Source organism: Agromyces sp. NPDC055661, from assembly GCF_053618135.1.
In genome coordinates this window covers 1,834,870-1,859,066 of sequence record NZ_JBSHHC010000001.1, presented here as the reverse complement: position 1 = coordinate 1,859,066, position 24,197 = coordinate 1,834,870, and the positions used below count along the sequence as shown (strand labels likewise).

Below are 24,197 nucleotides of genomic sequence, written 5' to 3'. Positions count from 1 at the left end.
TCTCGTCGGGCTGCGTCAGACCGCCGCGAGCACCGCGTCGACCGCGCGCATGACGCGCAGCGTCGCGGCGTGACTGCTGAGCTCGTGCTCGATGCGCCCGTCGCGGAGCGCCTCGGCGACCGCCTCGAGCATGGGCACGTAGCCGTTGCCGACCTTCGGGATCAGCACCTCCTCGCGGTCGAGCTCGATGCCGCCCACGGGCCGCTCGAGCACGAAGCCCTCGGTCGCCCAGAACGCGGGCAGGATGCGGATGCGACCGGCGGTGCCGCCGATCGAGGCGTCGCACGGCAGCAGCGAGCGGAGCGAGGTCGCGAGGGTCGCCTGCCGGCCGTCGTCGTAGCCGAGGAGCACCGCGAGCTCGCTGTCCACGACGGTCGGCTCACCGTCGGGACCGAGGCGGGAGCCGGTCGCCGCGAGCGACGCGTACGGCCCGAACAACAGGTCGGCGAGCGCGAGGGGGTACACACCCTGGTCGAGGGCCGACCCGCCGCCGTGCTCGGCGTCCCAGAGCCGGTGCGTGGGATCGGGGATCACGAACCCGAACGTGGCGGCGAGGTTGCGCGGCTCTCCGATCGCCCCGTCGGCGAGCAGCACGGCGACGCGGCGGATCGCCGGGTTGAACCGCATCCACATCGCCTCCATGAGGAAGACGCCGCGCTCGCGCGAGAGGGCGACGAGCTGCTCGGCCTCCGCGGCATCCATCGTGAACGCCTTCTCGAGGAGCACCGGCAGGTCGCGCTCGAGCGCACGCCGCGCGAGCTCGAAGTGGCTGTCGTGCGTCGTCGCGATGTAGAGCAGGTCGAGGTCGTCGCGGCCGAGCAGGTCGTCGACGGATCCGGCGTGCGGGATGCCGCGATCCGCCGCGAACGCGAGCGTGCGCTCGGCATTGCGCCCCGCGACCGCCACGAGCTCGAACGCGTCGAGGGCACGGAAGTCGGGCACGATCATGTCGGACATCCAGCCGGTGCCGATGATGCCGACGCGGATGCGGGGAGGGTTCGCCATGGCGGCAACGCTAGCCGAGGCGGCGGGCGTCGCGTCGAGCCGCCGGCCCGGCGTCGAGCCACCGCCGCGCAGGTGCGAGCATGGACGCATGGCGCAGCGCATCCCCGCCCTCGTGGGCATCTCGCACGGCACCTCGTCGCCCGAGGGGCAGCGCGCCGTGCGCGGGCTGCGCGACGCCGTCGCCGAGGCGGTGGCGCAGCGGCATCCGGATGCCCCGCCCAGCGTGCGCCTCGGACACGTCGACGTCGAGCAGCCCGACGTTCCCGCGACCCTCGCGTCGCTCGACGCCGGTGAGCCCGCGGTCGTCGTGCCGCTGCTGCTCTCGGCGGGCTACCACGTGTACGTGGACCTCACCGAGGCCGTCGCCGACGAGTCGACCCGCCCGGTCGTGCTCTCGGGTGCCCTCGGACCCGACGACCGGCTCGCGACCGTGCTGCTGCGCCGGCTCGAGGAGGCCGGGCTCCGCGACGACGACCGCATCGTGCTGGCCGTCGCGGGCTCGAGCGACGTGCGCGCGGTCGAGGACTGCCGCGACCAGGCGGCACGGCTCGCCGCGGCATCCGGCCGGGACATCGCGCTCGGGTTCCTCTCGGCGGCCGAGCCGCGGCTCCCCGAGGCGGTCGCGTCAGCGCAGGCCCTGGCCCAGGCGGCCGGGGCAGGCGGCCGCGTCGTCGTCGCGAACTACCTGCTCGCGCCCGGGTACTTCGACGACCTCGCGCGCGCCGCCGGCGCCGACGTCACCGCGCAGCCGCTCCTCGTGCCCGACGAGCCGGCCCCGCCGGAGGTCGTCGACGTCGTGCTCGACCGGTACGCCGCGGCATCCGCCCGCCTCGCCTGACCGACTGACCGACGCGCCCCGAAACGGAGGCGATCGTCCATTACCGCCTCGCGGCGGAGCGCAACCCCCTGTGTCGAACAACGACGCCATGTGACGCAATGCGACGGGCCGTGACCGGGCATGACACGTCACCTGTTCGCGGGTCGCCGACTCGCCTACGTTCGACCGGACACCACCGCGCATTCGCGCCGGCCGAGAGGAGGACGCCCGTGACGACACCGCCCACGACGACGGATGCCGCGCCCGCGCGCCCGGCCCGCACCGAGCGTCCCGCCCGGCCCGAGCGCACCGCCGGTGATCGGCCGGTTCGCGGCGACCGCCCGGCCCGCCCCGCCTCCCGCCCGCACGGGCAGTGGAAGGTCGACGGCACCGAGCCGCTCAACGGCAACGAGGAGTGGAAGCAGGTCGACAACGGCCTGAGCGTGCGCGGTCGCATCGAGCAGATCTACTCGAAGGGCGGGTTCGCCTCGATCGACCCGACCGACCTCCACGGCCGGTTCCGGGTCTGGGGCCTCTACACGCAGCGCAAGCCCGGGATCGACGGCGGCCGCACCGCCACGCTGGAGCCGCACGAGCTCGAGGACGAGTACTTCATGCTCCGCGTCCGCATCGACGGCGGGCAGCTCACGACCGAGCAGCTGCGCGTCATCGGCGACATCTCGACCGAGTTCGGACGCGACACGGCCGACCTCACCGACCGCCAGAACATCCAGCTGCACTGGATCCGCGTCGAGGACGTCCCCGAGATCTGGCGCCGGCTCGAGGCGGTCGGCCTGGGCACGACCGAGGCGTGCGGCGACGTGCCGCGCGTGGTGCTCGGCTCGCCGGTCGCCGGCATCGCGGCCGACGAGCTCATCGACCCGACGGCGCAGATCGACGAGATCACGAGCCGCTTCATCGGCGACGAGTCGCTCGCGAACCTGCCCCGCAAGTTCAAGTCCGCCCTCACGGGCCACCCGAGCCAGGACGTCGTGCACGAGATCAACGACGTCGCGTTCGTCGCGGTGGAGCACCCCGAGCTCGGCGTCGGCTACGACCTCTGGGTCGGCGGCGGCCTCTCCACGGCGCCGCGGCTCGCGGAGCGGCTCGGCGTCTTCGTCGAGCCCGACCGGGTCGCCGACGCGTGGCACGGCGTCGCGCAGATCTTCCGCGACTACGGCTACCGACGCCTGCGCAACAAGGCCCGCCTGAAGTTCCTGCTCGCCGACTGGGGCGTCGAGAAGTTCCGCGAGGTGCTCGAGACCGAGTACCTCGACTCGCCGTTGCCCGACGGCCCCGCGGCGCCGACGCCGACGACCCCCGGCGACCACGTCGGCGTGCACCGCCAGAAGGACGGCCGCTTCTACGTCGGCGCGACCCCGATCGTCGGCCGCGTCTCCGGCCCGGCCCTGACGAAGCTCGCCGACCTCGTCGAGGCGCACGGATCGACCCGGCTGCGCACCACGCCGCACCAGAAGGTCGTCATCCTCGACATCCCCGAGGACAGGGTCGAGTCGCTCATCGCCGGCCTCGACGAGCTCGGACTGTCGGCGCGGCCGAGCCTCATCCGCCGCGGCACGATCGCGTGCACGGGCATCGAGTTCTGCAAGCTCGCCATCGTCGAGACCAAGGCGTACGCGACGGCGGCCGTGCTCGAGCTCGAGGAGCGCCTCGCGGGCTTCGACCTGCCGCACCCGATCAGCCTGCACGTCAACGGCTGCCCCAACTCGTGCGCACGCATCCAGACGGCCGACATCGGCCTCAAGGGCCAGCTCGTCACGATCGACGGCGAGCAGGTGCCCGGCTACCAGGTGCACCTCGGCGGCGGGCTCGCCTCGCTCGACCGCGACGAGGCCGGCCTCGGCCGCACCGTGCGCGGCCTGAAGGTCACGGCCGACGGCATCGCCGACTACGTCGAGCGCGTGGTCACGCGGTTCCTCGCCGAGCGCGACGGCGCCGCCGACGAGTCGTTCGCCCAGTGGGCGCACCGCGCCGACGAGGAGGCGCTGCGATGAGCGTGTCCCTCGCCCCCCGCGCCGCGGCGCTGCGGTCGCGCGACGAGCTGCGCGCGCTGGCCGAGGCGGGCAACCTCGAGCTCGGCAGCCTCACCGACCACGAGGCATCCGCCCAGGCCGTCGTCGCGTGGGTCGCCGAGCACTTCGGCACGGACGCTGCGGCGGTCGCCTGCTCGATGGCCGACGCCGTGCTCCCGCACGTGATCGCCGAGCAGCTCCCCGGCATCGACGTGCTGTTCCTCGACACGGGCTACCACTTCACGGAGACGTACGTGACGCGCGACGAGGTCGCGCGTGCGCTCGACGTCCGGATCGTCGACGTGCTGCCCGAGCACACCGTCGCCCAGCAGGACGCCGAGTTCGGCGCTGAGCTCTTCGCGCGCGATCCCGGCCTCTGCTGCGCGCGCCGCAAGGTCGCGCCCCTTCAGCAGGCCCTCGCCGGCTACGAGGTGTGGTTCACGGGCGTGCGCCGCGAGGAGGCGCCGACGCGCACCAGCACGCCGCTCGTGTCGTGGGACGAGCGCAACGGGCTCGTGAAGGTGAACCCGCTCGCGGCGTGGACGTTCGACGAGCTGCTCGACTACGCCGGCGCGCACCAGGTTCCCGTGAACCTCCTCATGTCGCACGGCTACCCCTCGATCGGCTGCGAGCCGTGCACGAAGCCCGTCGCGGCGGGCGAGGACCCGAGGTCCGGCCGCTGGGCCGGCCTCGCGAAGACCGAATGCGGGTTGCACCTATGAGCGAGATCACCACCGAGACGCTCCCTGAAGCGCGCGCCCTCTCCACCCTCGACGCGCTCGAGTCCGAGTCGATCCACATCATCCGCGAGGTCGTCGCCGAGTTCGAGCGCCCGGTGCTGCTGTTCTCGGGCGGCAAGGACTCCGTGGTCGTGCTGCACCTCGCCGCGAAGGCGTTCTGGCCGGCGAAGGTGCCGTTCCCGGTGCTGCACGTCGACACGGGCCACAACTTCCCCGAGGTCATCGACTTCCGCGACCGCACGGTCGAGCGGCTCGGGCTCCGGCTCGAGGTCGCTGCCGTGCAGGACTACCTCGACGACGGCCGGCTCCAGGAGCGCGCCGACGGCACGCGCAACCCGCTCCAGACCCAGCCGCTGCTCGACGCGATCGCGGCCGGACGGCACGACGCCGTCTTCGGCGGCGCCCGCCGCGATGAGGACAAGGCCCGCGCGAAGGAGCGCATCCTCAGCCTGCGCGACGAGTTCGGGCAGTGGGACCCGCGCAACCAGCGCCCCGAGCTCTGGGATCTCTACAACGGCCGCCACACGGTCGGCCAGCACGTGCGCGCGTTCCCGATCTCGAACTGGACCGAGCTCGACGTCTGGCGCTACATCGAGCGCGAGGGCATCGAGCTCCCGCCGCTGTACTACGCGCACGAGCGCGAGGTCTACCGCCGCGACGGCATGTGGCGGGCCGTGTCCGAGGTGTCGCCGGCCCGCGCCGACGAGGCGATCGAGCGGCGCGTCGTGCGCTACCGCACGGTGGGCGACATGAGCTGCACCGGCGCGGTCGAGTCCGACGCGGCATCCGTCGCCGACGTGGTGCGCGAGGTCGCGACGTCGACCCTCACCGAGCGCGGCGCCACCCGCGCCGACGACCGGATCTCGGAGGCCGCCATGGAGGACCGCAAGAAGGACGGGTACTTCTGATGGGCGACGCGCTCTTCCGCTTCGCGACGGCCGGCTCGGTCGACGACGGCAAGTCGACCCTCGTCGGGCGCCTGCTGCACGACTCGAAGGCGATCCTCGCCGACCAGCTCGAGTCGGTGGCCCGCACGTCCGCCGAGCGCGGCTTCGGCGGCGAGCCCGGAGCGATCGACTTCGCGCTGCTCACCGACGGCCTGCGCGCCGAGCGTGAACAGGGCATCACGATCGACGTCGCCTACCGCTACTTCGCGACGGGCCGTCGGTCGTTCATCCTCGCCGACTGCCCCGGCCACGTGCAGTACACGCGAAACATGGTCACCGGCGCCACCACGGCCGATGCCGTCGTGGTGCTCGTCGACGCGCGCAAGGGCGTGCTCGAGCAGACCCGTCGGCACCTCGCCGTCGTGCAGCTCCTGCGCGTGCCGCACGTCATCGTCGCGGTGAACAAGATCGACCTGCTCGACTACTCCGAGTCCGCGTTCACGCGCGTCGCCGACGAGGTCACCGCGCTCACGCGCGAGCTCGGCCTGCCCGAGGCGCACGTCATCCCGGTGTCGGCGCTCGCGGGCGACAACATCGTCGAGCGCTCGGCGAACACGCCCTGGTACGCAGGTCCCGCACTGCTCGAGCTCCTCGAGGCACTGCCGTCGCTCGACGAGCTCGAGACCGAGCTCGAGGCGCTGCGGATGCCGGTGCAGCTCGTCGTACGCCCGCAGGGCGCGCTGGCGCCCGACGTCGCCGACCCCGAGGCGTTCCGCGACTATCGCGCGTTCGCCGGACGCATCGCCTCGGGCACCGTGCGCGTCGGCGACGCCGTGCAGGTGTTCCCCGGCGGCGCGACGACGACGGTCGTCGGCATCGACGCCGGTCCGGTGGAGCTCGCGTCCGCGTCCGCCCCGCAGTCGGTGTCGCTGCGGCTCGCCGACGAGATCGACGCGGCGCGCGGCGCCGTGATCGCGGCATCCGGTTCACTGCCCGAGCCGCGCCGCGAGCTCGACGCGTCGGTGTTCCAACTCGACCCCCGGCCCCTCGTGCCTGGCGCGCGCGTGCTCGTGAAGACCGGGACCTCGACCGTGCAGGCGCTCGTGACGGCCGTGCACGGTCGCCGCGACCTCGGCACGCTCGCGCTCGAGCCCGCCGATCGGCTCGACGCCAACGACATCGGCCAGGTCGCCCTGAAGCTCGCCGCCGAGCTCCCGGTCGAACCGTACGCCGACCACCGACGTGCGGGTGCGTTCCTCGTGATCCACCCGCAGGACGGCGCGACCCTCGCGGCCGCGATCGTCACCCCGCCCGCCGCACCCGCGGCGGACACCCCCATCCGCACGACCACCACCGAAGGAGCAGCAGCATGAACGCCACGTCCCGCGTCCGATCCCGCCTCGGCCTGGTGGGCGGCATGATGATGGCCGGCGCGATCGTCGCCTCGGCCGTCCTGACCGGATGCAGCGCGCAGTCCGCCTCGGGCGAGACCGCCGCGGCATCCGCCGAGACCGGCACCCCGGCCGAGGAGCTGCGCCTCGGCTACTTCGCGAACGTCACGCACGCGCCCGCGCTCGTGGGCCTGCAGGAGGGCCTCTTCGAGGAGGCGCTCGGCGACACGAAGCTGTCGACGCAGGTCTTCAACGCCGGCCCGGCCGCGATCGAGGCGCTCACCGCGGGCGCCATCGACGCGACCTACATCGGGCCGAACCCGTCGATCAACACGTTCATCCAGTCGGCCGGCGAGTCGGCGCGCATCGTGGCCGGAGCCGCCACCGGCGGGGCCGCCCTCGTCGTGCGCGACGACATCGACTCTCCCGAGGACCTCGCGGGCACGACGCTCGCGACGCCGCAGCTCGGCAACACGCAGGACGTGGCGCTGCGCAGCTGGCTCGCCGACGAGGGGTTCACGACCGACACCTCCGGCGGCGGCGACGTGCACATCACGCCGACCGAGAACGCGCAGACCCTGACCCTGTTCCAGCAGGGCCAGCTCGACGGCGCGTGGCTCCCCGAGCCGTGGGTCTCCCGGCTCATCGTCGACGCGGGCGCGAAGGTGCTCGTCGACGAGGCCGACCTCTGGGAGGACGGGAACTTCCCGACCACCGTGCTGCTCGTGAACGCCACGTTCCTCGCCGAGCACCCGCAGACGGTCGAGGCGCTCCTCGAGGGCCACCTCGCGTCGATCGCGTGGCTCGACGAGCACGCCGACGAGGCGCCGACCGTCATCAACGCCGCCCTCGAGGCCGAGACGGGCAAGCCCCTCGCCGACGAGGTCATCACTCGGTCGCTCGAGCACGTCACGTTCTCGGCCGACCCGCACGCCGAGACGTTCACGACGCTCGTCGAGAACGGCCTCGAGGCCGGCACGCAGAAGGACGGCTCCATCGAGGGCCTGTTCGACCTGCGCCTGCTGAACGGGCTGCTCGAGGAGGCCGGCGAGGACCCGGTCTCCGCGGGTGACCTCGGCGAGGAGTAAGGGAGTCGACCCATGAGCGGGCAGACGGCCATCCGCATCGAGCACCTCGGCAAGCGCTTCGGCGCCGGGCCGCTCGTGCTCGACGACGTGAACCTCTCGATCACGACGGGTGAGTTCGTCTGCCTGCTCGGGGCATCCGGTTGCGGCAAGTCGACGCTGCTGAACCTCATCGCGGGACTCGACCGGCCCACCACGGGCTCGATCGACACGCCTGCCGAGGGCTCGGCCGTGATGTTCCAGGAGTCGGCGCTCATGCCCTGGCTCACGGCCCGCGCGAACGTCGAGCTCGCCCTGCGCCTGCGCGGCGTGCCGCGTGCCGCTCGTCGCGGCGAGGCGCTCGAGCTGCTCGACGTCGTCAACCTCGCGGATGCCGCGGAGAAGCGTCCGCACGAGCTGTCGGGCGGCATGCGCCAGCGCGTCGCCCTCGCCAGGGCCCTCGCCCAGGACCGGCCCGTCCTACTCATGGACGAGCCGTTCGCCGCCCTCGACGCCATCGCGCGCGACCTCCTGCACGAGGAGCTCGAGCGCGTGTGGCGCCAGACCGGCCGCACCATCGTCTTCGTCACGCACAACGTCCGCGAGGCCGCCCGGCTCGGGCAGCGGGTCGTGCTCCTGTCGAGCCGCCCGGGCCGGGTGGCGGGCGAGTGGCGCATCGCCGAGACCGCCGGGCGGCGCATCGAGTCGCCCGAGGTCGCGGCGCTCTCCATCGAGATCACCGACCAGCTGCGGAAGGAGATCCGCCGAAATGCCGCGTGACACCGTGCTCGAGGAAACCGCTGGTCGAGGAGCGACGCCGGAGACGACGCGTCTCGAGACCCCTGATGCCGCGCAGGCGGGTTTCGAGACGCCGCTGCGCGGCTCCTCAACCCGCGAGGCCGACGACCTCCGCAGCCTCGAGGCCGGCCTCGACCGGCTGCAGACCACCCCCGAGCGCCGCGCGAGCGCCTGGCGCCGGTTCACGACGAGCGTGCTGCCGCCCATCCTGTTCGTGGTCGTGCTCATCGCCGCGTGGCAGCTCTACATCGTCGTCGCGCAGCCCCGCCCCGACATCGTCCCCGGCCCGCTCGACGTGCTCGCCGCGATCACCCAGGCGTGGGAGTCCGGCCGGCTCCAGCTCGCCGTCGCCACGAGCCTCGAGCGCGGCGTCATCGGCTTCCTCATCTCGGTCGCGATCGGGACCCCGCTGGGCCTGCTCCTCGCCGAGGTGCGTCCGCTGCGCCGCGCCATCGGCCCGATCATCTCGGGCCTGCAGGTGCTCCCGTCGGTCGCGTGGGTGCCCGCCGCGATCATCTGGTTCGGCCTCTCGGACGCCACCGTCTACTTCGTCGTGCTCATGGGCGCGATCCCCTCGATCGTGAACGGCCTCATCGCCGGCGTCGACCAGGTGCCGCCGCAGCTGCGCCGGGTCGGCACGGTGCTCGGCGCCCGCCGCTGGCGGCTCGCGACCCTCGTCGTGCTCCCGGCCGCGCTGCCCGGCTACGTCGCGGGCCTGAAGCAGGGCTGGGCGTTCTCGTGGCGCTCGCTCATGGCCGCGGAGATCATCGCCATGGGCGGCACGATCGGCTTCGGCCTCGGCTCGATGCTGCAGCAGACGCGCGAGCTGGCCGACCTCGCGGGCGTGCTCGCGACGATCCTCGTGATCCTCGCGATCGGCATCCTCATCGAGCTCGTGGTCTTCGCACCCCTCGAGCGACGGATGCTGCGCCGCCGCGGCCTGCTCGTGGAGCGGGACCGATGACCGCGGCCGGTCGCGTCACCCTCGTGGGCGCCGGCCCCGGCGACGCGGGCCTGCTGACCATCCGCGGACTCCGCGCGCTCGAGGCCGCCGACGTGATCGTCGCGGACCGGCTGGGCGCCCGCGGCGTGCTCGACGGGCTCGCCGCCGAGGGCGTGCAGCTGCGCGCCGAGGTCGTCGACGTCGGCAAGCTCCCGGGCCACCACGCGGTGCCGCAGGACGCCATCAACGAGCTGCTCGTCACGCTCGCGCTCGACGGCAAGCAGGTCGTGCGCCTCAAGGGCGGCGACCCGTTCATCTTCGGACGCGGCGGCGAGGAGCTCGCGTACTGCCGCGACCGCGGGATCGACGTCGAGGTCGTGCCCGGGATCACGAGCGCCATCTCGGTGCCCGCGATCGCGGGCATCCCGCTCACGCACCGCGGCCTCGCGACGACGTTCACCGTCGTCACCGGCCACGACCAGATCCAGTCCCTCGGCGGCGGCCGCGACCACACCGTGGTGCTGCTCATGGGCATCGGCACGCTCGCGAACTCCGCGATCACGCTCGCCCGCGGCGCGCGCGGCGGCGACTGCCCCGTCGCGATCATCGAGGACGGCTACGGACCGCGCCAGCGGGTCACCGTCGGCACGCTCGACACGATCGCGCTGCAGGCCGCGCGTCGCGGCATCCGCTCGCCCGCCGTCGTCGTGGTCGGCGATGTCGTGACCCTCAGCCCATATGCACCCCACCCGTTGGCTGAGCCTGTCGATGCCGGCCTGCCCAAGCTGGTTTCGACGAGCTCAACCAACGAAACGCACCGAAAGGCCACCACCCGATGACCCTCTCCCTTCGCGTCGCGATCGTCGGAGCCGGCCCCGCCGGCATCTACGCGGGCAACATCCTCAACCGCCAGGTCACCGAGGCCGGCGCCGAGGTCGCGATCGACCTGTTCGAGTCGCTCCCCGCGCCCTACGGGCTCATCCGCTACGGCGTCGCGCCCGACCACCCGCGCATCAAGGGCATCGTGAACTCGCTGCACGAGATGCTCGACGCCGGCACGATCCGGCTGATCGGCAACGTCGAGGTCGGCCGCGACGTGACCGTCGAGGAGCTGCGCGAGCGCTACGACGCCGTCGTCTTCGCGACCGGCGCGCTGAAGGACGCCCCGCTGGACATCCCCGGCATCGACCTGCCCGGCTCCTTCGGCGCCGCCGACCTCGTGGCCTGGTACGACGGCCACCCTGACGTGCCGCGCGAGTGGCCGCTCGAGGCCGAGCAGATCGCGGTGATCGGCAACGGCAACGTCGCGCTCGACGTCGCCCGCGTGCTCGCGAAGCACCCGAAGGACCTGCTCACGACCGACGTGCCTGCGAACGTCGTGGCGGGCCTCGAGGCGTCGCCCGTGACCGACGTGCACGTGTTCGGCCGCCGCGGCCCGGGCCACGTGAAATTCACGCCAATCGAGCTGCGCGAGCTCGGCGAGGTGCCCGACGTCGACGTGATCGTCTACGACGACGACTTCGAGCGCGCCGCCGGCGACCCGCACGCCGAGCAGCTGCACGCGTCGAACAACCAGGTGAAGGTCATGACCCGCACGCTGAACGGCTGGCGCCCTTCGGCGGACACCGTTCGCACCGCGTCGCGTCGCCTGCACCTGCACTTCCTCTACAACCCGGTCGAGGTGCTCGGCAAGGAGCGCGTCGAGGGGCTCCGGTTCGAGCGCACGCGCCCGGTCGGCGACGGCAGCGTCGAGGGCACGGGCGAGTTCGTCGACGTGCCCGTGCAGGCCGTCTACCGCGCGGTCGGCTACGCGAGCTCGCCGGTCGCCGGCGTCCCGTTCGACGAGCGCAGCGCCGTGATCCCGAACGACGGCGGGCGGGTGACGGATGCCGCGGGCGCCCACCTCCCCGGCCTCTACGCGACCGGCTGGATCAAGCGGGGCCCCGTTGGCCTCATCGGCCACACCAAGGGCGACGCGCTCGAGACGATCACGAACCTGCTCGCGGACCTGCTCTATGAGCCCGTCGAAGGGAGCGCCACCCGGCGCAGGCTCGCTTCGACCCTTCGACAGGCTCAGGGCACCGCCCTTCGACCGGCTCAGGGCACCGCGAGCTCAGCGAGCGAAGACGACGACATCCTCGAACTGCTCGAAGCCCGCGGCATCCGCTCCACGACCTGGGCCGGCTGGCTCGAGCTGGACGCGCACGAGCGCGAACTCGGCGACGCGTTCGAGGGCGTCGAGCGCGAGCGCGTGAAGGTCGTGCCCCGCGATGAGCAGGTGGAGATCTCCCGCGCCGGCGCGCTGGTCGCCTCGTGACCTACGTCATCGCGCTGCCCTGCGTCGACGTCAAGGACCGGGCCTGCATCGACGAGTGCCCCGTCGACTGCATCTACGAGGGCGAGCGCTCGCTCTACATCCACCCCGACGAGTGCGTCGACTGCGGCGCCTGCGAGCCCGTGTGCCCCGTCGAGGCGATCTACTACGAGGACGACCTCCCCGACGTCTGGGCCGACTACTACACGGCCAACGTCGCGTTCTTCGATGAGATCGGCTCGCCCGGCGGCGCCGCGAAGGTCGGGGCCTACGCCTTCGACCACCCGCTCGTCGCTGCGCTGCCGCCGCAGGGCGACGGGCACTGAGCTCGGCTCGAGCCCGGCCGAGCCGGCACCTCAGGCCTGGCGGCGTCCTCGAGGCCGTTCGTCGTCGCCTGCCGGATCGGACTCGCCTTCGAGCCCGAAGCGCGCCGCCTCCACGGCTTCTTCGTACGCCGCGGCCTCGGCCTTCGGCATCCCGAACAGCAGTCCCGCGATCGCCGTGAGCGCGGGGACCTCCTGGCGCGCCATGAGCCGATAGGCGTCGTCGTCCCTGCCCTGCGGGTCGACGATGTCGTCGCGGTCGCCCGTAGCGGGTGCCATGGCCCGGTTCTCGGCCAGCTTCGCGACTCGCGCCCGCATCTCCTTCGTCGTCGTCGGGGCGATGGACGTGTCGAGCAGGCTCGCGATGCGCCCGGCCTCGCGGATGGTGAACGTCGACCGGAGCGCTCCGGGGACCAGCCCGAGCACGTCGTCGCGCTGCCGGGCGGACGAGACCAGGACCAGGTCGGCGTTGCGGATGGCCGCCTCGGAGATCTGCCGGGCACGGTGCGCCGATCCGTCGGCGCCCAGCGCCTCGGCGATCGTGCGAGAGCGCCGGCCCATGGCGGACCCCTCGGGCGCGCGAAGACCCGCGCTCGTGATGCTGACCCGTCGTGCGGCGTCGGCGGGCAGGTACCAGTCCGTCCAGGTGTCGAGCAGCACCTGCCCGAGCGCCGACCGGTTCACGTTGCCCGTGCAGACGACCAGCACGGTGAAGTCGCCGTCGGCCTGCGCTGTCACGCGGGTCCCGACGCGCTGCTCACGGTGGCGGTGCGCCGCACGACGTCGTCGTAGATCGTCTCGTGCGCACGGCGTCCGCGCGTCGCACGACGACGCACGGCCTCGATCACCTCGTTGTAGAACGTCGCATGGGCCTCGGCGACCTCCACGTCGTCGAGCAGGCCCGGCGTGGACGCGGCGCCGACGCCGAGGCGCTGGCGCAGGGCCGGATCGGCGTCGAGCCGCCGGAGCACCGCGGCGAGCCCCTGCACGTCGCGTGCGGGGAACTGCAGCCCGTTGACGCCGTCGTGCACCCATTCGGTGGGCCCGCCCTCGTCGGCGACCACGACGGCGCGGCCCGCAGCGAGGTACTGCAGCACGTTCTGGCCGAGCGGCTCGGGGCGCGTCGAGGCCTGCACGGCGACGTCCCATTCCTCGATGAGCGCGTCGACATCATCGACGTGACCATGGAAGACGACCTGGTCGGCGACGCCGAGCTCGGCCGCGCGATCCTGGAGCTCCGCCAGGAAGTCCTCGTGGCCGAAGGGCGCCGCACCGGCGAACTCGAGCCGTGCGTCGGTGCCGGCGAACGCCTCGGCGAAGGCGTCGAGCAGCACGCGCTGGCCCTTCCACGGGTCGATCCGGGCGAGCATGCCGACGCGCAGGCCGCCCTGGGTGCGCACGGGCGGCGCCTCGCGGAGCCGGATGCCGGACGCGCTCGGGATGACGCTCATGAGCGCGTCGGGCTTGAGGTAGGGACGGGCCGAGTCGAGCGGCGGGTGCGTGTCGCTGATGATGCCGTCGGCGCGGGGCAGGATGACGCGCCGCATCAGGAAGTGCCCGGTGCGCCCCAGCGCGTCGCGGTCGGTCATGTCGCGCACGTGCACGACGAAGGGAACTCGAGAGAAGCGCGCCGCGAGCGCGCCGTACGCCGCCGCACGAGCCGTGTTGGCGTCCACGAGGTCGGCCGTGCGGAACTCGCGCTGCAGGCGCGTCGCGACGGCCTGGATGGCGAGCCGGACGGTGGCTAGTACCTGGAGGCCGAATCCGCCCCAGCTGACGCCCGCGGGCTGCCGCACGCCGACGACGCGGCACGGCACGTCGGCCGGCAGCGCCTCGTACACGCCCAGCCCCTCGTCGTCGGTGGGCGCGAGCATGATCGACGGCGACCACGGAGCGCCGACCTGCAGCATCCGCAGCAGCGCGAACTCGGCGCCGCCCGCCACAGTGGTGTGGTCGAGATGCAGCACCTTCGGTGCATCCGCGCCCGTGGGTCGACGGCCGGGGCCGGCCTCATGGCTCATCGGCGGGCCCGATCGCGGGCACGACGGCGCACTGCGAGACGCCCGGCGGTTCCACCGGGTCTCACGGCAAGCACAGTGCAGGCGTCGTCGACCACTGTTCTTCCCCCAAGCTTCGGGCCGGCTAGGGCACTCGATCCGTTGCGGCCGACGATGGGTGGTCGCGTGCACGCACGGATATCTTGTAACTGTCAGAGGCAGTCTACGTGGAGGGGGCGGTGTGCGCGCGCTGAGGGTATCGCACAGCGCCGTCGTCGACGAGTGGCGCGGCCGGGAGCGGGCCCTCGCGAGCCTCGGGGTCGATGTCGCCCTCCTGAGCGCCCGGACGTGGCCCGAGGGCGGCGCCCGGGTGGACCTGCACCCACGCCCCGGCGAGCACGTCGACGGGGTGGCCACGATCGGGCGCCACCCCGCCCTGTTCCTCTACGACCCCCGCCCGCTCTGGCGCCGCCTCGGCGAGCACTGGGACGTCATCGACGTGCACGAGGAGCCGTTCTCGCTCGCGACCGCGGAGGTCCTGCTGCTCCGCGCCCTCCGCCGCAACCACGCGCCGGTCGTGCTCTACACGGCACAGAACCTGCAGAAGCGCTACCCGATCCCGTTCCGCTGGCTCGAACGGCACGCGCTGCGCACCGCATCGGGCATCTCGGCCTGCAACACGGATGCCGCGCGCATCGCCGAGGCGAAGGGGTTCGCGGGCCGCGCCCGCGTCATCCCGCTCGGCATCGACCTCGAGCGCTTCAGTGCCGAGCCGGCGGATGCCGCGTCGGCCGCCCCGGCCGCCGCCGACCGCATCGTCGTGGGCTTCGCCGGCCGCCTCGTCGCCGAGAAGGGCCTCGGCGTGCTGTTCGACGCGATGGCCCGCGATCGACGGCTGCACGCGCGCATTGCGGGCGGGGGTCCGATGGCCGACGACCTGCCCGAGATCCTGACGCGACGCGGTCTCCGCGACCGCGTCGAACTGCTGGGTGCACTCGCGCCCGAGGACGTGCCCGGCTTCTACCGCTCGATCGACGTGCTCGCCGTGCCCTCGCTCCCGACGCCGACCTGGACCGAGCAGTTCGGGCGCGTCGCGATCGAGGCGATGGCGTGCGGCGTGCCCGTCGTCTCGAGCGACGCGGGAGCGCTGCCCGACGTCGTCGGCGCGGCGGGCCTCGTCGTCCCGGTGGGCGACGCCGACGCCCTCGCCGCAGCGCTCGCGGAGGCGGCGGGCCCGCGCGCCGACGAGCTGCGGGCGCTCGGACGCGAGCGCGCGGCATCCTGCGACTGGAGCGAGGTGGGCCGCGCGTACCTGGACCTGTACCGGTCGGTGCTGCACGACGCCGAGGCCGTCGCGCCAGCCGGCTCTGCCGGCCCGTCGGACGCCGAGCGCGGCCTCGAGGTCGTCGTCGTGGCCTACGGCGCCCCCGGGCTCCTCCGGCGGGCGCTCGAGCCGCTCGCCGGCCTGCCCGTCACGGTGGTCGACAACTCGTCGCTGCCCGAGATCGCCGCGCTGTGCGCCGAGCTCGGGGTTCGCTACCTCGACCCGGGCCGCAACGCGGGCTTCGCCGCCGGGGTCAACGTCGCGTTGGCCGACCGGCTCCGTCCGGGCGACGACGTGCTGCTCGTCAACCCCGACGCCGTGATCTCCCGCGCCGACATCGACGTACTGCACGCGGCACTGCTGGCCGGGCCCGACCTCGCGAGCGTCGGCCCCTCCCAGGTCGACGAGCAGGGCGCGCCCGCGCAGGTGGAGTGGCGCTACCCGTCGCCGACCGCCACCTGGCTCGAGGCGCTGGGGCTCGCCCGGTTCCGCCGCGGGCCGACGTTCGTCATCGGCTCGGTGCTCCTCCTGCGTGCCGAGGCGCTCGACCAGGTCGGCGGACTCGACGAGGGCTTCTTCCTCTACGCCGAGGAGACCGACTGGGCGTACCGCGCCCACCGCCTCGGATGGCGCCACGCCGAGGTCCCCGCCGCCCGGGCGGTGCACGCCGGTGGCGGCACGAGTAGCGACCCCGCGCGGCGCGAGGCGCACTTCCATGCCTCGCTCGAGCGCTACCTCCGCAAGCACCATGGATCGCTCGGCTGGCAGTCCGCGCGCACGGGGCAGTGGATCGGCTCGATGGCCCGGTCGGTCGCGCTCCCCGGCGAGCGTGGACGCGCCGCTCGCAAGCGCGCAGCGCTCTACCGCCTCGGGCCCGTCCGCGTGGAGGCCAGGTACCTCGAGCCGGCGGACGGAACCGTCGCATGACCCGCATCGTGCAGATCGTGCCGTTCATCGGCCCCGGCTCTGGGGTCGCCGGTGTCGCCTGGAACCTCGAGCAGCAGCTCCGCGCGCTCGGTGCGACCGTCGAGCGCTACACCTTCGACGACGCGCGGCAGGGGCGACCGATGCGCTGGCCGCGTGCCAAGCTGCTGCGGCGATTCGCGCGCGGCTGGCGGGTGGTCTGGTTCAGCACGTTCGGCACGACACGCGCACGTCGCTTCCTGGCCGAACGGCCCGACGCCGTCTCCATCTGCCACAACGACGTCATGGCGGGCGACGTCTACGTCAACCACGGCGTGATCCTCGGGTCGATGCGGGCCCGCGGCAACCCCGCGTGGCTCATGGTGCGCAACCCGTTCCACATCTACATCCACCTGCGCGACCGCGCCCGGTACCGCGGGCGTACCCATCGAGCGGTCGTCGTGCTGTCGCAGCAGGATGTCACGGAGCTGCGCGAGGCGTACGGGCGCGTCCGCCCGCGCCTGCTCGAGATCCCGAACGGGGTCGACCTCGACCGCTTCCGACCGCCGACGCCCGACGAGCGCGTCGAGGCGCGGAGCACCCTCGGGCTCGGCACCGAGGAGCGGGTGGCGGTCTTCGTGGGCCACGAGTTCCACCGCAAGGGACTGCGCTACGCCATCGAGGGACTGCGCTTCGCGCCGTCGGTCCTGCTGCTCATCGTCGGCGGCTCCGACGACATCATCGCCGAGGCCAACGCGTCCGCGCAGGAGCTCGGCGTCGGCGATCGCGTGCTGTTCCTCGGGCCCCGGCACGACCTCGCCCCGTTCCTCGCGGCATCCGACCTGTTCGTGCTGCCCAGCGCCTACGAGGCGAACGCGCTCGTCGTGCTCGAGGCGCTCGCGAGCGGGCTGCCCGTCGTGACGACCCGGGTCGGCTACGCCCCCGAGATCGTGGTGGACGGCGACAACGGCTACCTCGTCGACCGCGATGCGAGGGCCGTCGGCGAGCGGCTCGAGGAACTCGCCGGGCTCGAGGACGACGAGCTCACGGGCTTCCGACTCCGCGCTCGTGCGAGCGTGGAGGGCCACTCGTGGCGCGCGACCGCCGAGCGCTACCTCGCCCTCGCCGAGGAGCTGCTCGCCGAGCGTGCGGCCACGACCGGGCACGGCGCGACCGGCGGCGCACAGGCCAGGGCGGTCGGATGACCCGCATCGTGCAGATCGTCCCCACGATCCGGCCCGGCAGCGGCGTGGCCGGCGTCGCGTACGCGCTCGAACGGGAGTTCGCGGCCGCAGGGGCGACCGTCGAGCGGTTCACGCTGCACGAGGCCGGCAAGCGCCCTCGCCGATCGACCGGGCGCACGACGATCGGGAACCACCTCGAGGGCGCCCGCAACGTGGTCTGGTTCAGCACGATCGGCACGCGGCGGGCGCGCCGGTTCCTCGCGCAGCGTCCCGACGCCGTCTCGATCTGCCACAACGACGTCCTGGCGGGCGACGTCTACGTCAACCACGGACTCCTGCAGGCGGCGATGCGGGCGCGCGGCAACTACGCCTGGCGCATGGTGCGCAACCCCGTGCACCTGTTCACGGCGATCCGCGACCGCATCCGGTACCGGAGTCGCACGCACCGCGCGATCGTCGCCCTCACGTCCGCGGAGGCGGAGCTCCTCGTCGAGACCTACGGACGCGTCCGCGCGCCCATCCACGTCATCCCGAACGGCGTCGACGTCGAGCGGTTTCGCCCGCCCGACGCCGCGGAGCGCTCGCAGGCACGCACGGCGCTCGGCATCGACGACGAGCGCACGGTCGCGGTGTTCGTCGGCCACGAGTACGAGCGCAAGGGGCTCCCGCTCGTGATCGAGGGCCTGCCGCGCGCTGTCGGCGTGACACTCGTGGTCGTCGGCGGCAGCCCCGACATGATCCGCCACGCCGAGTCGGAGGCGCGCGAGCTCGGCGTCGCCGACCGCGTCCGCTTCGTCGGCACGCACGACGACCCGGTGCCGTTCCTCTGGGCCGCCGACACGCTCGTGCTGCCGAGCGCCTACGAGGCGAACGCGCTCGTACTCCTCGAGGCGCTCGCGTGCGGCCTGCCCGTCGTGGCGACGCGCGTCGGGTTCGCTCCCGACCTCGTGCGCGACGGCGAGAACGGCCACCTCGTCGACCGCGACGCGGCATCCGTCGGCGATCGACTCGACCAGCTCGACCGGAGCGACCTCACGGCGCTGCGTGCGGCCGCCAGGGCCACCGCGGAACAGTACTCCTGGCGCGAGATCGCCCGGCGCTACCTCGAGCTCGTGGAGTCGCTCCGGGCCGAACGCGAGCGGCGCGCGTGAACGGCCGGCTGCGGATCCTGCACGCCGTCCGGTCCGACGGGTTCGCCGGCGTCGAGCAGTTCGTGCTGCGCCTCGCACTCGCGCAGGCGGCCGACGGGCACGAGGTGGCCGTCATCGGCGGCGCGGCCGAGCGCATGCGACCCGACCTCGACGCAGCGGGCGTCGAGCACGTGCCCGCCGCTCGTACCGTCGACGTGGAGCGCGCGGTGCGTCCGCGCGCCGCCGAGGTCGACGTCGTGAACACGCACATGACCGCCGCCGATGTCGCCGCCGTCATCGCGCTCACCGGGCGTCGGCGCCCGGCGCTGGTGTCCACGCGCCACTTCGCCCAGCCGCGCGGGCGCCTCGGCCCGGTGCCGATCGACGCGCTCGTGGGGCGGCGCATCGACGCCGAGGTCTCGATCAGCGCCGCCGTCGCGGCATCCGTCGACCGGCCCAGCACGGTGGTGCACACCGGGGTCGACCCGCGCCCGCTGGGCGACGGCCGCCCGCGTGACCGGACGGTGCTCATCGCGCAGCGGCTCGAGCCCGAGAAGCACACGCACGTCGGCATCCGCGCCTTCGCCGCCTCCGGCCTCGCCGCCGACGGCTGGACGCTCGAGGTGGCCGGCGACGGGTCGGAACGGGATGCGGTGCACGCGCTGGCCCGCGAGCTGGGCCTCGAGCCGGTCGTGCGCTTCTCGGGGTTCCGCTCCGACCTGCCCGCGGTGATGGACCGTGCCGGCATGCTCGTCGCCCCGTGCCCGGTCGAGGGCCTCGGGCTCACCGTGCTCGAGGCCATGGCGGGCGGCCTCCCCGTGGTGGCCGCCGCGGCGGGCGGACACGTGGAGCTACTCGAGGGCCTCGACCAGCGCACCCTGTTCACGGCCGACGACGCGGACGATGCCGCGCGGCGGCTCCGAGCGCTCGCGGACGACGAGCCGGGGCGCGCGGACCTCGGGGCCGCGGAGCGCGTCCGCCAGCAACAGGCCTTCTCGACCCGCGCGCAGGCCGATGGGACCGAGGCCGTGTACCGGGAGGTGCTGTGACCGAGCTCGTGGTGGCGTCGCTGGAGCGCTGGGACGACGTTTGGCGTCGCAACCAGCACCTCGTCGCAGGCCTGCTGGAGGCGGACCCCGACCTGCGCGTGCTGTTCGTCGAGCCGCCTGCCGACCCCACGCACGACCTGCGGTCGCGCCGGCGGCCGCGCTTCGGGCGGGGCATCCGGGAGGTCGCGGGCGTGGCGCCCGGGCGGCTGCACTCGGTGCGTCCGGTGAAATGGCTTCCACGGCGGCTCGACCGTCGCGCCGACGACCGGCTCGCCCGCTCGATCATGCGCGCCGCTCGCAAGCTGGGGATGCGGCATCCGTTGCTCTGGATCAACGACCCGGGCATGGCGCCGCTGGCCGAGCAGTCGGGGTGGCCCGCGCTCTACGACGTCACCGACGACTGGCTCGCGGCCGACCGGCCGGCGGCCGAGCTGCAGCGGACGGCCGCGAACGAGGCGACGCTCGTCCGTCTCGCGCGCGAGGTCGTCGTGTGCTCACCCGAGCTGGCCCGGCGCAAGGGCGAGCAGCGGCCCGTCGTGCTCATCCCGAACGCGGTCGACGTCGACGCGTATCGCCGGCCCCGGCCGCGTCCGTCCGACCTCCCGGCGGGACCCGTCGCGCTCTACCTCGGAACCGTGCACGCCGACCGCATCGACGTCGACCTGTGCGAGGCCACCGCGCGGGCGCTCGGCGCGACGGGGACGCTCGTGCTCGTCGGCCCGAACCTCCTCGGCGGCGACGACGTTCGACGACTCGAGGACGCCGGCGCGCGCCTGCTCGGCCCACGCCGACGCGATGAGGTCATCGGATACCTCCAGCACGCCGACGTGCTCGTCGTGCCGCACGTCGTCGACGCGTTCACCGACAGCCTCGACCCGATCAAGTTGTACGAGTACCAGGCCGTGGGACGCCCGGTGGTCTCGACCCCGGTCGCGGGATTCCGCGATGCGGTCGATCCGCGTGTCACGATCGCGGATGGCGCGGGGTTCGCGGCCGCGGTCGCGGCGGCGGTGCCGGCTCGGTCGGCCTTCCCGGCCGGCGCCGATGGGCCGGTGCCGGACTGGGCCCAGCGGGCGCGCGCGATGGGCGAGGTGCTCGGCCGGATGGTTGAGGGATGAACGACATGGAGCGCGAAGCGACAAGACCACCGTTGGTCTCGGTCATCATCCCGCTGTACAACGGCGGGGCGTACATCCGCGAGACGCTCCGCGCGATCCTCGCGCAGACGCACACCGCGCTCGAAGTGCTCGTCATCGACGATGGCTCGTCGGATGACGGCCTCGAGGTCGTGCGACGAATGCTCGACGATCGACGACTCTCGTTGGCTGTCAAGGAGCCCCTCGGCATCGCCGGCACGCGAAACGTCGGCCTCGGGTTGGCGAGTCCCGACAGCGAGTTCGTGCTCTTCGTCGATCACGACGATGTGATCGCGCGCGATCTCGTGGCCCGACTCGTCGAGCTGCTGGCCCGGAGGCCCGACGCCAGTGCCGCGTTCGCGATCGCGGACTTCATCGACAGCCAGGGCGACCCGTTGCATCCCGGGGAGTTCGCGTCGTTCATGCGCGATCGCACAGCGGCGACGCCGGAAGGGATGCGAGCGGTCGCTCCCACCGCAGACGTCACGCTTCCTGAGATCTTCCTCGGGAACCACGTCTACCCGCCCAGCGGGGTCCTCATGCGGATGCCAGCAGTGCGAGCCATCCGCGGCTTCGATCCCGCCTATCGAGTCGCAGACGACTGGGACGCGCTGGTGCGGCTCTCCCGGATCGGGCCTATCGTGCCGCTGGACCTGGTCATGGTCGGGTATCGCCGACACGGCCGCAACGCGTCGATGAATACCGGACTCAACGTCCGTGAGACGCGCGCCGTCTGGGCCAACACGTACTACTCCGACGAGAACGCCGCAGAGGACCGCCGTCGGTTGCGCTCGGCGTGGCGAGTCTTCCAGCGCGACACGAGTAAGCGGAAGCTGACGGACGCCCGGTCCGCCCTCAGGGAACGGCGGCTGTATGAGTCTCTCCGCATCGGAGCTGACGGCGTTGCGCACCGTGCACTCCGCGCTCCGCTTCGACTTTGGCGGCTGCGAGGGCGAGGATCCGAACGTAGGCTCTCCGAGTACGCGGCACTGGCCGTGCGCGAAGGATCCGGCGAACAGGAGTAGCGTGCGGGTCCCGCACGCCTCCATTCCCACGCGGGTCAGAGGTCCCGCAGGACCTCGGCGAGGTTCGACCATGACCACGACCAGTCGTGCCGGACCGCGCGCTCCCTCGCCGCCACGCCCATGCGGGAGCGGAGCGCAGTGTCATCGGCGAGGAGGGCTATAGCGGCCGCCAGAGATCCGAATTCCTCGGGTTCCACGTAGAGTCCGGCCGAGCCGAGCACCTCGGGAATGCCTCCGATCCTGCTCGCGACCACGGGGAGACCCGTCGCCATCCCCTCGCCCACGGTCAGACCACTCGGCTCCGGCCAACGCGACGGCACGACGAGCATGCCTGCCGTACGCATGAGGCCGGGCAGGGCGCGCCGGTCGACGAACGGCTCGAAGACGATGCGGGCGGAACCCTCGGCGACGAGGTGACGCAGCTCCTGCTCGTGGCGGGACAACGGCGCGTTCCGATCGAATCCCTCACTGCCGACGAAGACGAACTCGAGGTCGGAGCGCGCCAGGGAGTTCGCCGCCTTCACGAGGACGTCGGCGCCCTTCTCGCGGACCATTCTTCCCACGAACATGACACGGAACGGACGTTCCGGAGTCGGAACGTAGACCTCGCCCTGCGCCGGTCGGAACTGTTCGCTGTCGACACCGTTGCCCACCGTGTGCACGCGCTCGCGGACCCGCTTGGGCAGGTCGCTGCGCATCCGATCGGCCAGGGAGTCGCTCACGCAGACGATGGCCGCGGCACCGTCGAGCACTCGCGCTGCCTCACCTCTCGTGAACGTGCGCAGCAGGCGGTTGTGCGCATAGAGCACGACCCGGTGCGGCGACTCGCGGAGCAGCCACGGCACGATCGGTGCATTGTGTGCGATGACGATCGACGGCGGCCGCCGCAGGACGACCTCGATCGCCGGACCGAAATACTCGACCTCGGCACGCCGCGCTCGCCCCGAAGCCCCGCGCGCGATGTCCGCCACCCGCTCACGGCGCGACACGGGTGCGTTCCCCGCGAACTCGAGAGCGTCCGCGGTCTCGTAGCGGGGGCGATACGTCGCGGCATCGACGACGACGAATTGCGGCATGTTCGGCGTCGTGCGGGCAGCCGCCCCTGCGAGTCCATTGACGACGGTAGAGGTCGCCGACCCGGTCAAGGGCGAGTAGTGGTCGCCCGGGGTGATGAGGTGGACCACATCTGTCACCTCGCCATGCTATTGCCGAGCGACGGGTAGCATTCGAGGGTCCCTCCGATCGGCGGGTCACCTCTCGAAACGGACCGGCATGCGACCCACGGTGATCACCCCTCCCGGCCGCTTCGCGCTGCCGCACTGGCACGAGCTCTGGGAGGCTCGCGAGGTCGCCCTGCGGTTCGGCCAGCGCGACGTGGTGCTGCGTTACCGCCAGACCGCGATCGGCGTCATCTGGGTGCTGATCCAGCCTCTCGCCGCGGCGGGCATCTTCTCGATCATCTTCGGCGGCGTGGCGGGGCTGCCCACCGGGGGAATCCCGTACTTCCTGTTCACGTTCATCAGCATGCTCGCGTGGACCCTGTTCAGCAGCATCGTGAGCCGTTCCGCGCCATCGCTCGTCGCCAACCAGGCGCTCGTCTCGAAGGTCTTCTTCCCGCGGATGCTGGTGCCGATCTCGACCGTCATGGCCGCGCTGCTCGACTTCGTCGTCGGCCTCGGGCTCGGCATCGTGCTGCTCATCGTCTTCGGCGTGAATCCCGGATGGGGAGTCCTCCTGATGCCGGTCTGGGTGCTGCTCTTCGTGTTGCTCGGGCTCGGCATCGGGCTCGCGACCTCAGCGTGGATGGTGCGCTACCGCGACGTCGCCTACGTGCTCCCGTGGGTCATCCAGATCGCGCTCTTCGCCACTCCGGTCGCCTACTCGCTCGAGGCGGTGCCCGCGGGCCTCGAGCCGCTGTTCCTCGCGAACCCGCTCTCGTGGCTCATGGAGCTCTGGCGCTTCTCGATGCTCGGCACCGCGTTCCCGCCCGCCTGGCAGGCCGTCGGCGCGGTCGTGATCAGCTTCGGCGTCTTCTTCGCCGGCTCGATCGTGTTCCAGCGCAACGAGCGCTCGTTCGCCGATCTGATCTGATCGTCATCCCGACGCGGGCCGACAGCCAGTGGAATCGGTGTGC

22 protein-coding genes are annotated in these 24,197 nt (G+C 72.9%); 18 read left to right on the top strand and 4 right to left on the bottom strand.

Annotated features, from left to right (window positions below; all coding sequences use genetic code 11):
* Positions 1–15: 15 nt before the first annotated feature.
* The gene (locus tag ACWGO8_RS08525) at positions 16–1,005 is read right to left on the bottom strand and encodes a Gfo/Idh/MocA family protein (RefSeq protein WP_452042642.1); all 990 of its coding nucleotides are present in this window, start codon (positions 1,003–1,005) and stop codon (positions 16–18) included.
* An 88-nt stretch (positions 1,006–1,093) separates the two neighbouring features.
* Here ACWGO8_RS08525 and ACWGO8_RS08520 point away from each other — a divergent pair, with 88 nt between their 5' ends.
* From ACWGO8_RS08520 to fdxA, 11 genes are all read left to right on the top strand, one after another.
* Positions 1,094–1,843 (top strand): sirohydrochlorin chelatase, encoded by a 750-nt coding sequence (locus ACWGO8_RS08520; RefSeq protein ID WP_452042641.1) that lies wholly within the window; start codon positions 1,094–1,096, stop codon positions 1,841–1,843.
* Between the two features lie 209 nt (positions 1,844–2,052).
* Positions 2,053–3,837, top strand: a complete 1,785-nt coding sequence (locus tag ACWGO8_RS08515) for a nitrite/sulfite reductase (protein WP_452042640.1) — start codon at positions 2,053–2,055, stop codon at positions 3,835–3,837.
* Positions 3,834–4,577 carry a phosphoadenylyl-sulfate reductase gene (locus ACWGO8_RS08510; RefSeq protein ID WP_452042639.1) on the top strand — a complete coding sequence of 248 codons (744 nt, stop codon included), beginning with the start codon at positions 3,834–3,836 and terminating at the stop codon, positions 4,575–4,577. Before ACWGO8_RS08515 ends, ACWGO8_RS08510 begins: the two co-directional genes overlap by 4 nt.
* Positions 4,574–5,503 (top strand): sulfate adenylyltransferase subunit CysD, encoded by a 930-nt coding sequence (gene cysD, locus ACWGO8_RS08505; protein WP_452042638.1) that lies wholly within the window; start codon positions 4,574–4,576, stop codon positions 5,501–5,503. Before ACWGO8_RS08510 ends, cysD begins: the two co-directional genes overlap by 4 nt.
* Entirely contained in the window at positions 5,503–6,855 is a 1,353-nt protein-coding gene (locus ACWGO8_RS08500) for a sulfate adenylyltransferase subunit 1 (RefSeq protein WP_452042637.1), read from the top strand. The genes cysD and ACWGO8_RS08500 overlap by 1 nt, the downstream gene beginning before the upstream one ends.
* The gene (locus ACWGO8_RS08495; protein ID WP_452042636.1) at positions 6,852–7,961 is read left to right on the top strand and encodes an ABC transporter substrate-binding protein; all 1,110 of its coding nucleotides are present in this window, start codon (positions 6,852–6,854) and stop codon (positions 7,959–7,961) included. The genes ACWGO8_RS08500 and ACWGO8_RS08495 overlap by 4 nt, the downstream gene beginning before the upstream one ends.
* 12 nt (positions 7,962–7,973) lie before the next feature.
* Positions 7,974–8,717 carry an ABC transporter ATP-binding protein gene (locus ACWGO8_RS08490; protein ID WP_452042635.1) on the top strand — a complete coding sequence of 248 codons (744 nt, stop codon included), beginning with the start codon at positions 7,974–7,976 and terminating at the stop codon, positions 8,715–8,717.
* Complete coding sequence (locus tag ACWGO8_RS08485) at positions 8,707–9,699, top strand: ABC transporter permease (protein WP_452042634.1); 993 nt, start codon at positions 8,707–8,709, stop codon at positions 9,697–9,699. Before ACWGO8_RS08490 ends, ACWGO8_RS08485 begins: the two co-directional genes overlap by 11 nt.
* Entirely contained in the window at positions 9,696–10,517 is an 822-nt protein-coding gene (gene cobA, locus ACWGO8_RS08480; protein WP_452042633.1) for a uroporphyrinogen-III C-methyltransferase, read from the top strand. The genes ACWGO8_RS08485 and cobA overlap by 4 nt, the downstream gene beginning before the upstream one ends.
* Complete coding sequence (locus tag ACWGO8_RS08475; RefSeq protein WP_452042632.1) at positions 10,514–11,995, top strand: FAD-dependent oxidoreductase; 1,482 nt, start codon at positions 10,514–10,516, stop codon at positions 11,993–11,995. The genes cobA and ACWGO8_RS08475 overlap by 4 nt, the downstream gene beginning before the upstream one ends.
* On the top strand, positions 11,992–12,318 hold the full coding sequence (fdxA, locus tag ACWGO8_RS08470) for a ferredoxin (RefSeq protein WP_452042631.1): 327 nt from the start codon (positions 11,992–11,994) through the stop codon (positions 12,316–12,318). The genes ACWGO8_RS08475 and fdxA overlap by 4 nt, the downstream gene beginning before the upstream one ends.
* Positions 12,319–12,348: 30 nt before the next feature.
* Here the strand turns inward: fdxA and ACWGO8_RS08465 are convergent, their stop codons facing one another.
* Both ACWGO8_RS08465 and ACWGO8_RS08460 read right to left on the bottom strand, forming a co-directional pair.
* Positions 12,349–13,053 (bottom strand): arsenate reductase/protein-tyrosine-phosphatase family protein, encoded by a 705-nt coding sequence (locus ACWGO8_RS08465; RefSeq protein WP_452042630.1) that lies wholly within the window; start codon positions 13,051–13,053, stop codon positions 12,349–12,351.
* Positions 13,050–14,336 carry a glycosyltransferase family 4 protein gene (locus ACWGO8_RS08460; protein WP_452042629.1) on the bottom strand — a complete coding sequence of 429 codons (1,287 nt, stop codon included), beginning with the start codon at positions 14,334–14,336 and terminating at the stop codon, positions 13,050–13,052. The genes ACWGO8_RS08465 and ACWGO8_RS08460 overlap by 4 nt, the downstream gene beginning before the upstream one ends.
* 217 nt (positions 14,337–14,553) lie before the next feature.
* On the opposite strand from ACWGO8_RS08460, the gene ACWGO8_RS08455 reads away from it, so the two are divergent.
* Genes ACWGO8_RS08455 through ACWGO8_RS08430 form a run of 6 tightly spaced genes read left to right on the top strand, consistent with a single transcriptional unit; the run spans position 14,554 to position 22,063 of the window.
* Positions 14,554–16,563 (top strand): glycosyltransferase, encoded by a 2,010-nt coding sequence (locus tag ACWGO8_RS08455; protein ID WP_452042628.1) that lies wholly within the window; start codon positions 14,554–14,556, stop codon positions 16,561–16,563.
* Positions 16,560–17,744, top strand: coding sequence for a glycosyltransferase family 4 protein (locus ACWGO8_RS08450; RefSeq protein ID WP_452042627.1), 1,185 nt, complete (start codon positions 16,560–16,562; stop codon positions 17,742–17,744). Before ACWGO8_RS08455 ends, ACWGO8_RS08450 begins: the two co-directional genes overlap by 4 nt.
* Positions 17,741–18,874 (top strand): glycosyltransferase family 4 protein, encoded by a 1,134-nt coding sequence (locus ACWGO8_RS08445; RefSeq protein ID WP_452042626.1) that lies wholly within the window; start codon positions 17,741–17,743, stop codon positions 18,872–18,874. Before ACWGO8_RS08450 ends, ACWGO8_RS08445 begins: the two co-directional genes overlap by 4 nt.
* A complete protein-coding gene (locus ACWGO8_RS08440) occupies positions 18,871–19,902 on the top strand; it encodes a glycosyltransferase (RefSeq protein ID WP_452042625.1) in 1,032 nt (343 codons plus the stop codon). Before ACWGO8_RS08445 ends, ACWGO8_RS08440 begins: the two co-directional genes overlap by 4 nt.
* Positions 19,899–21,020, top strand: coding sequence for a glycosyltransferase (locus tag ACWGO8_RS08435; RefSeq protein WP_452042624.1), 1,122 nt, complete (start codon positions 19,899–19,901; stop codon positions 21,018–21,020). The genes ACWGO8_RS08440 and ACWGO8_RS08435 overlap by 4 nt, the downstream gene beginning before the upstream one ends.
* Complete coding sequence (locus ACWGO8_RS08430) at positions 21,017–22,063, top strand: glycosyltransferase family A protein (RefSeq protein WP_452042623.1); 1,047 nt, start codon at positions 21,017–21,019, stop codon at positions 22,061–22,063. Before ACWGO8_RS08435 ends, ACWGO8_RS08430 begins: the two co-directional genes overlap by 4 nt.
* A 35-nt stretch (positions 22,064–22,098) precedes the next feature.
* On the opposite strand, the gene ACWGO8_RS08425 is transcribed toward ACWGO8_RS08430, so the two are convergent.
* Positions 22,099–23,256 (bottom strand): glycosyltransferase family 4 protein, encoded by a 1,158-nt coding sequence (locus tag ACWGO8_RS08425; RefSeq protein ID WP_452042622.1) that lies wholly within the window; start codon positions 23,254–23,256, stop codon positions 22,099–22,101.
* 79 nt (positions 23,257–23,335) lie between these two features.
* Here ACWGO8_RS08425 and ACWGO8_RS08420 point away from each other — a divergent pair, with 79 nt between their 5' ends.
* Positions 23,336–24,154: an ABC transporter permease gene (locus tag ACWGO8_RS08420; protein WP_452042621.1), complete on the top strand. Its 819-nt coding sequence runs from the start codon at positions 23,336–23,338 to the stop codon at positions 24,152–24,154.
* The last annotated feature ends 43 nt before the right edge of the window (positions 24,155–24,197 follow it).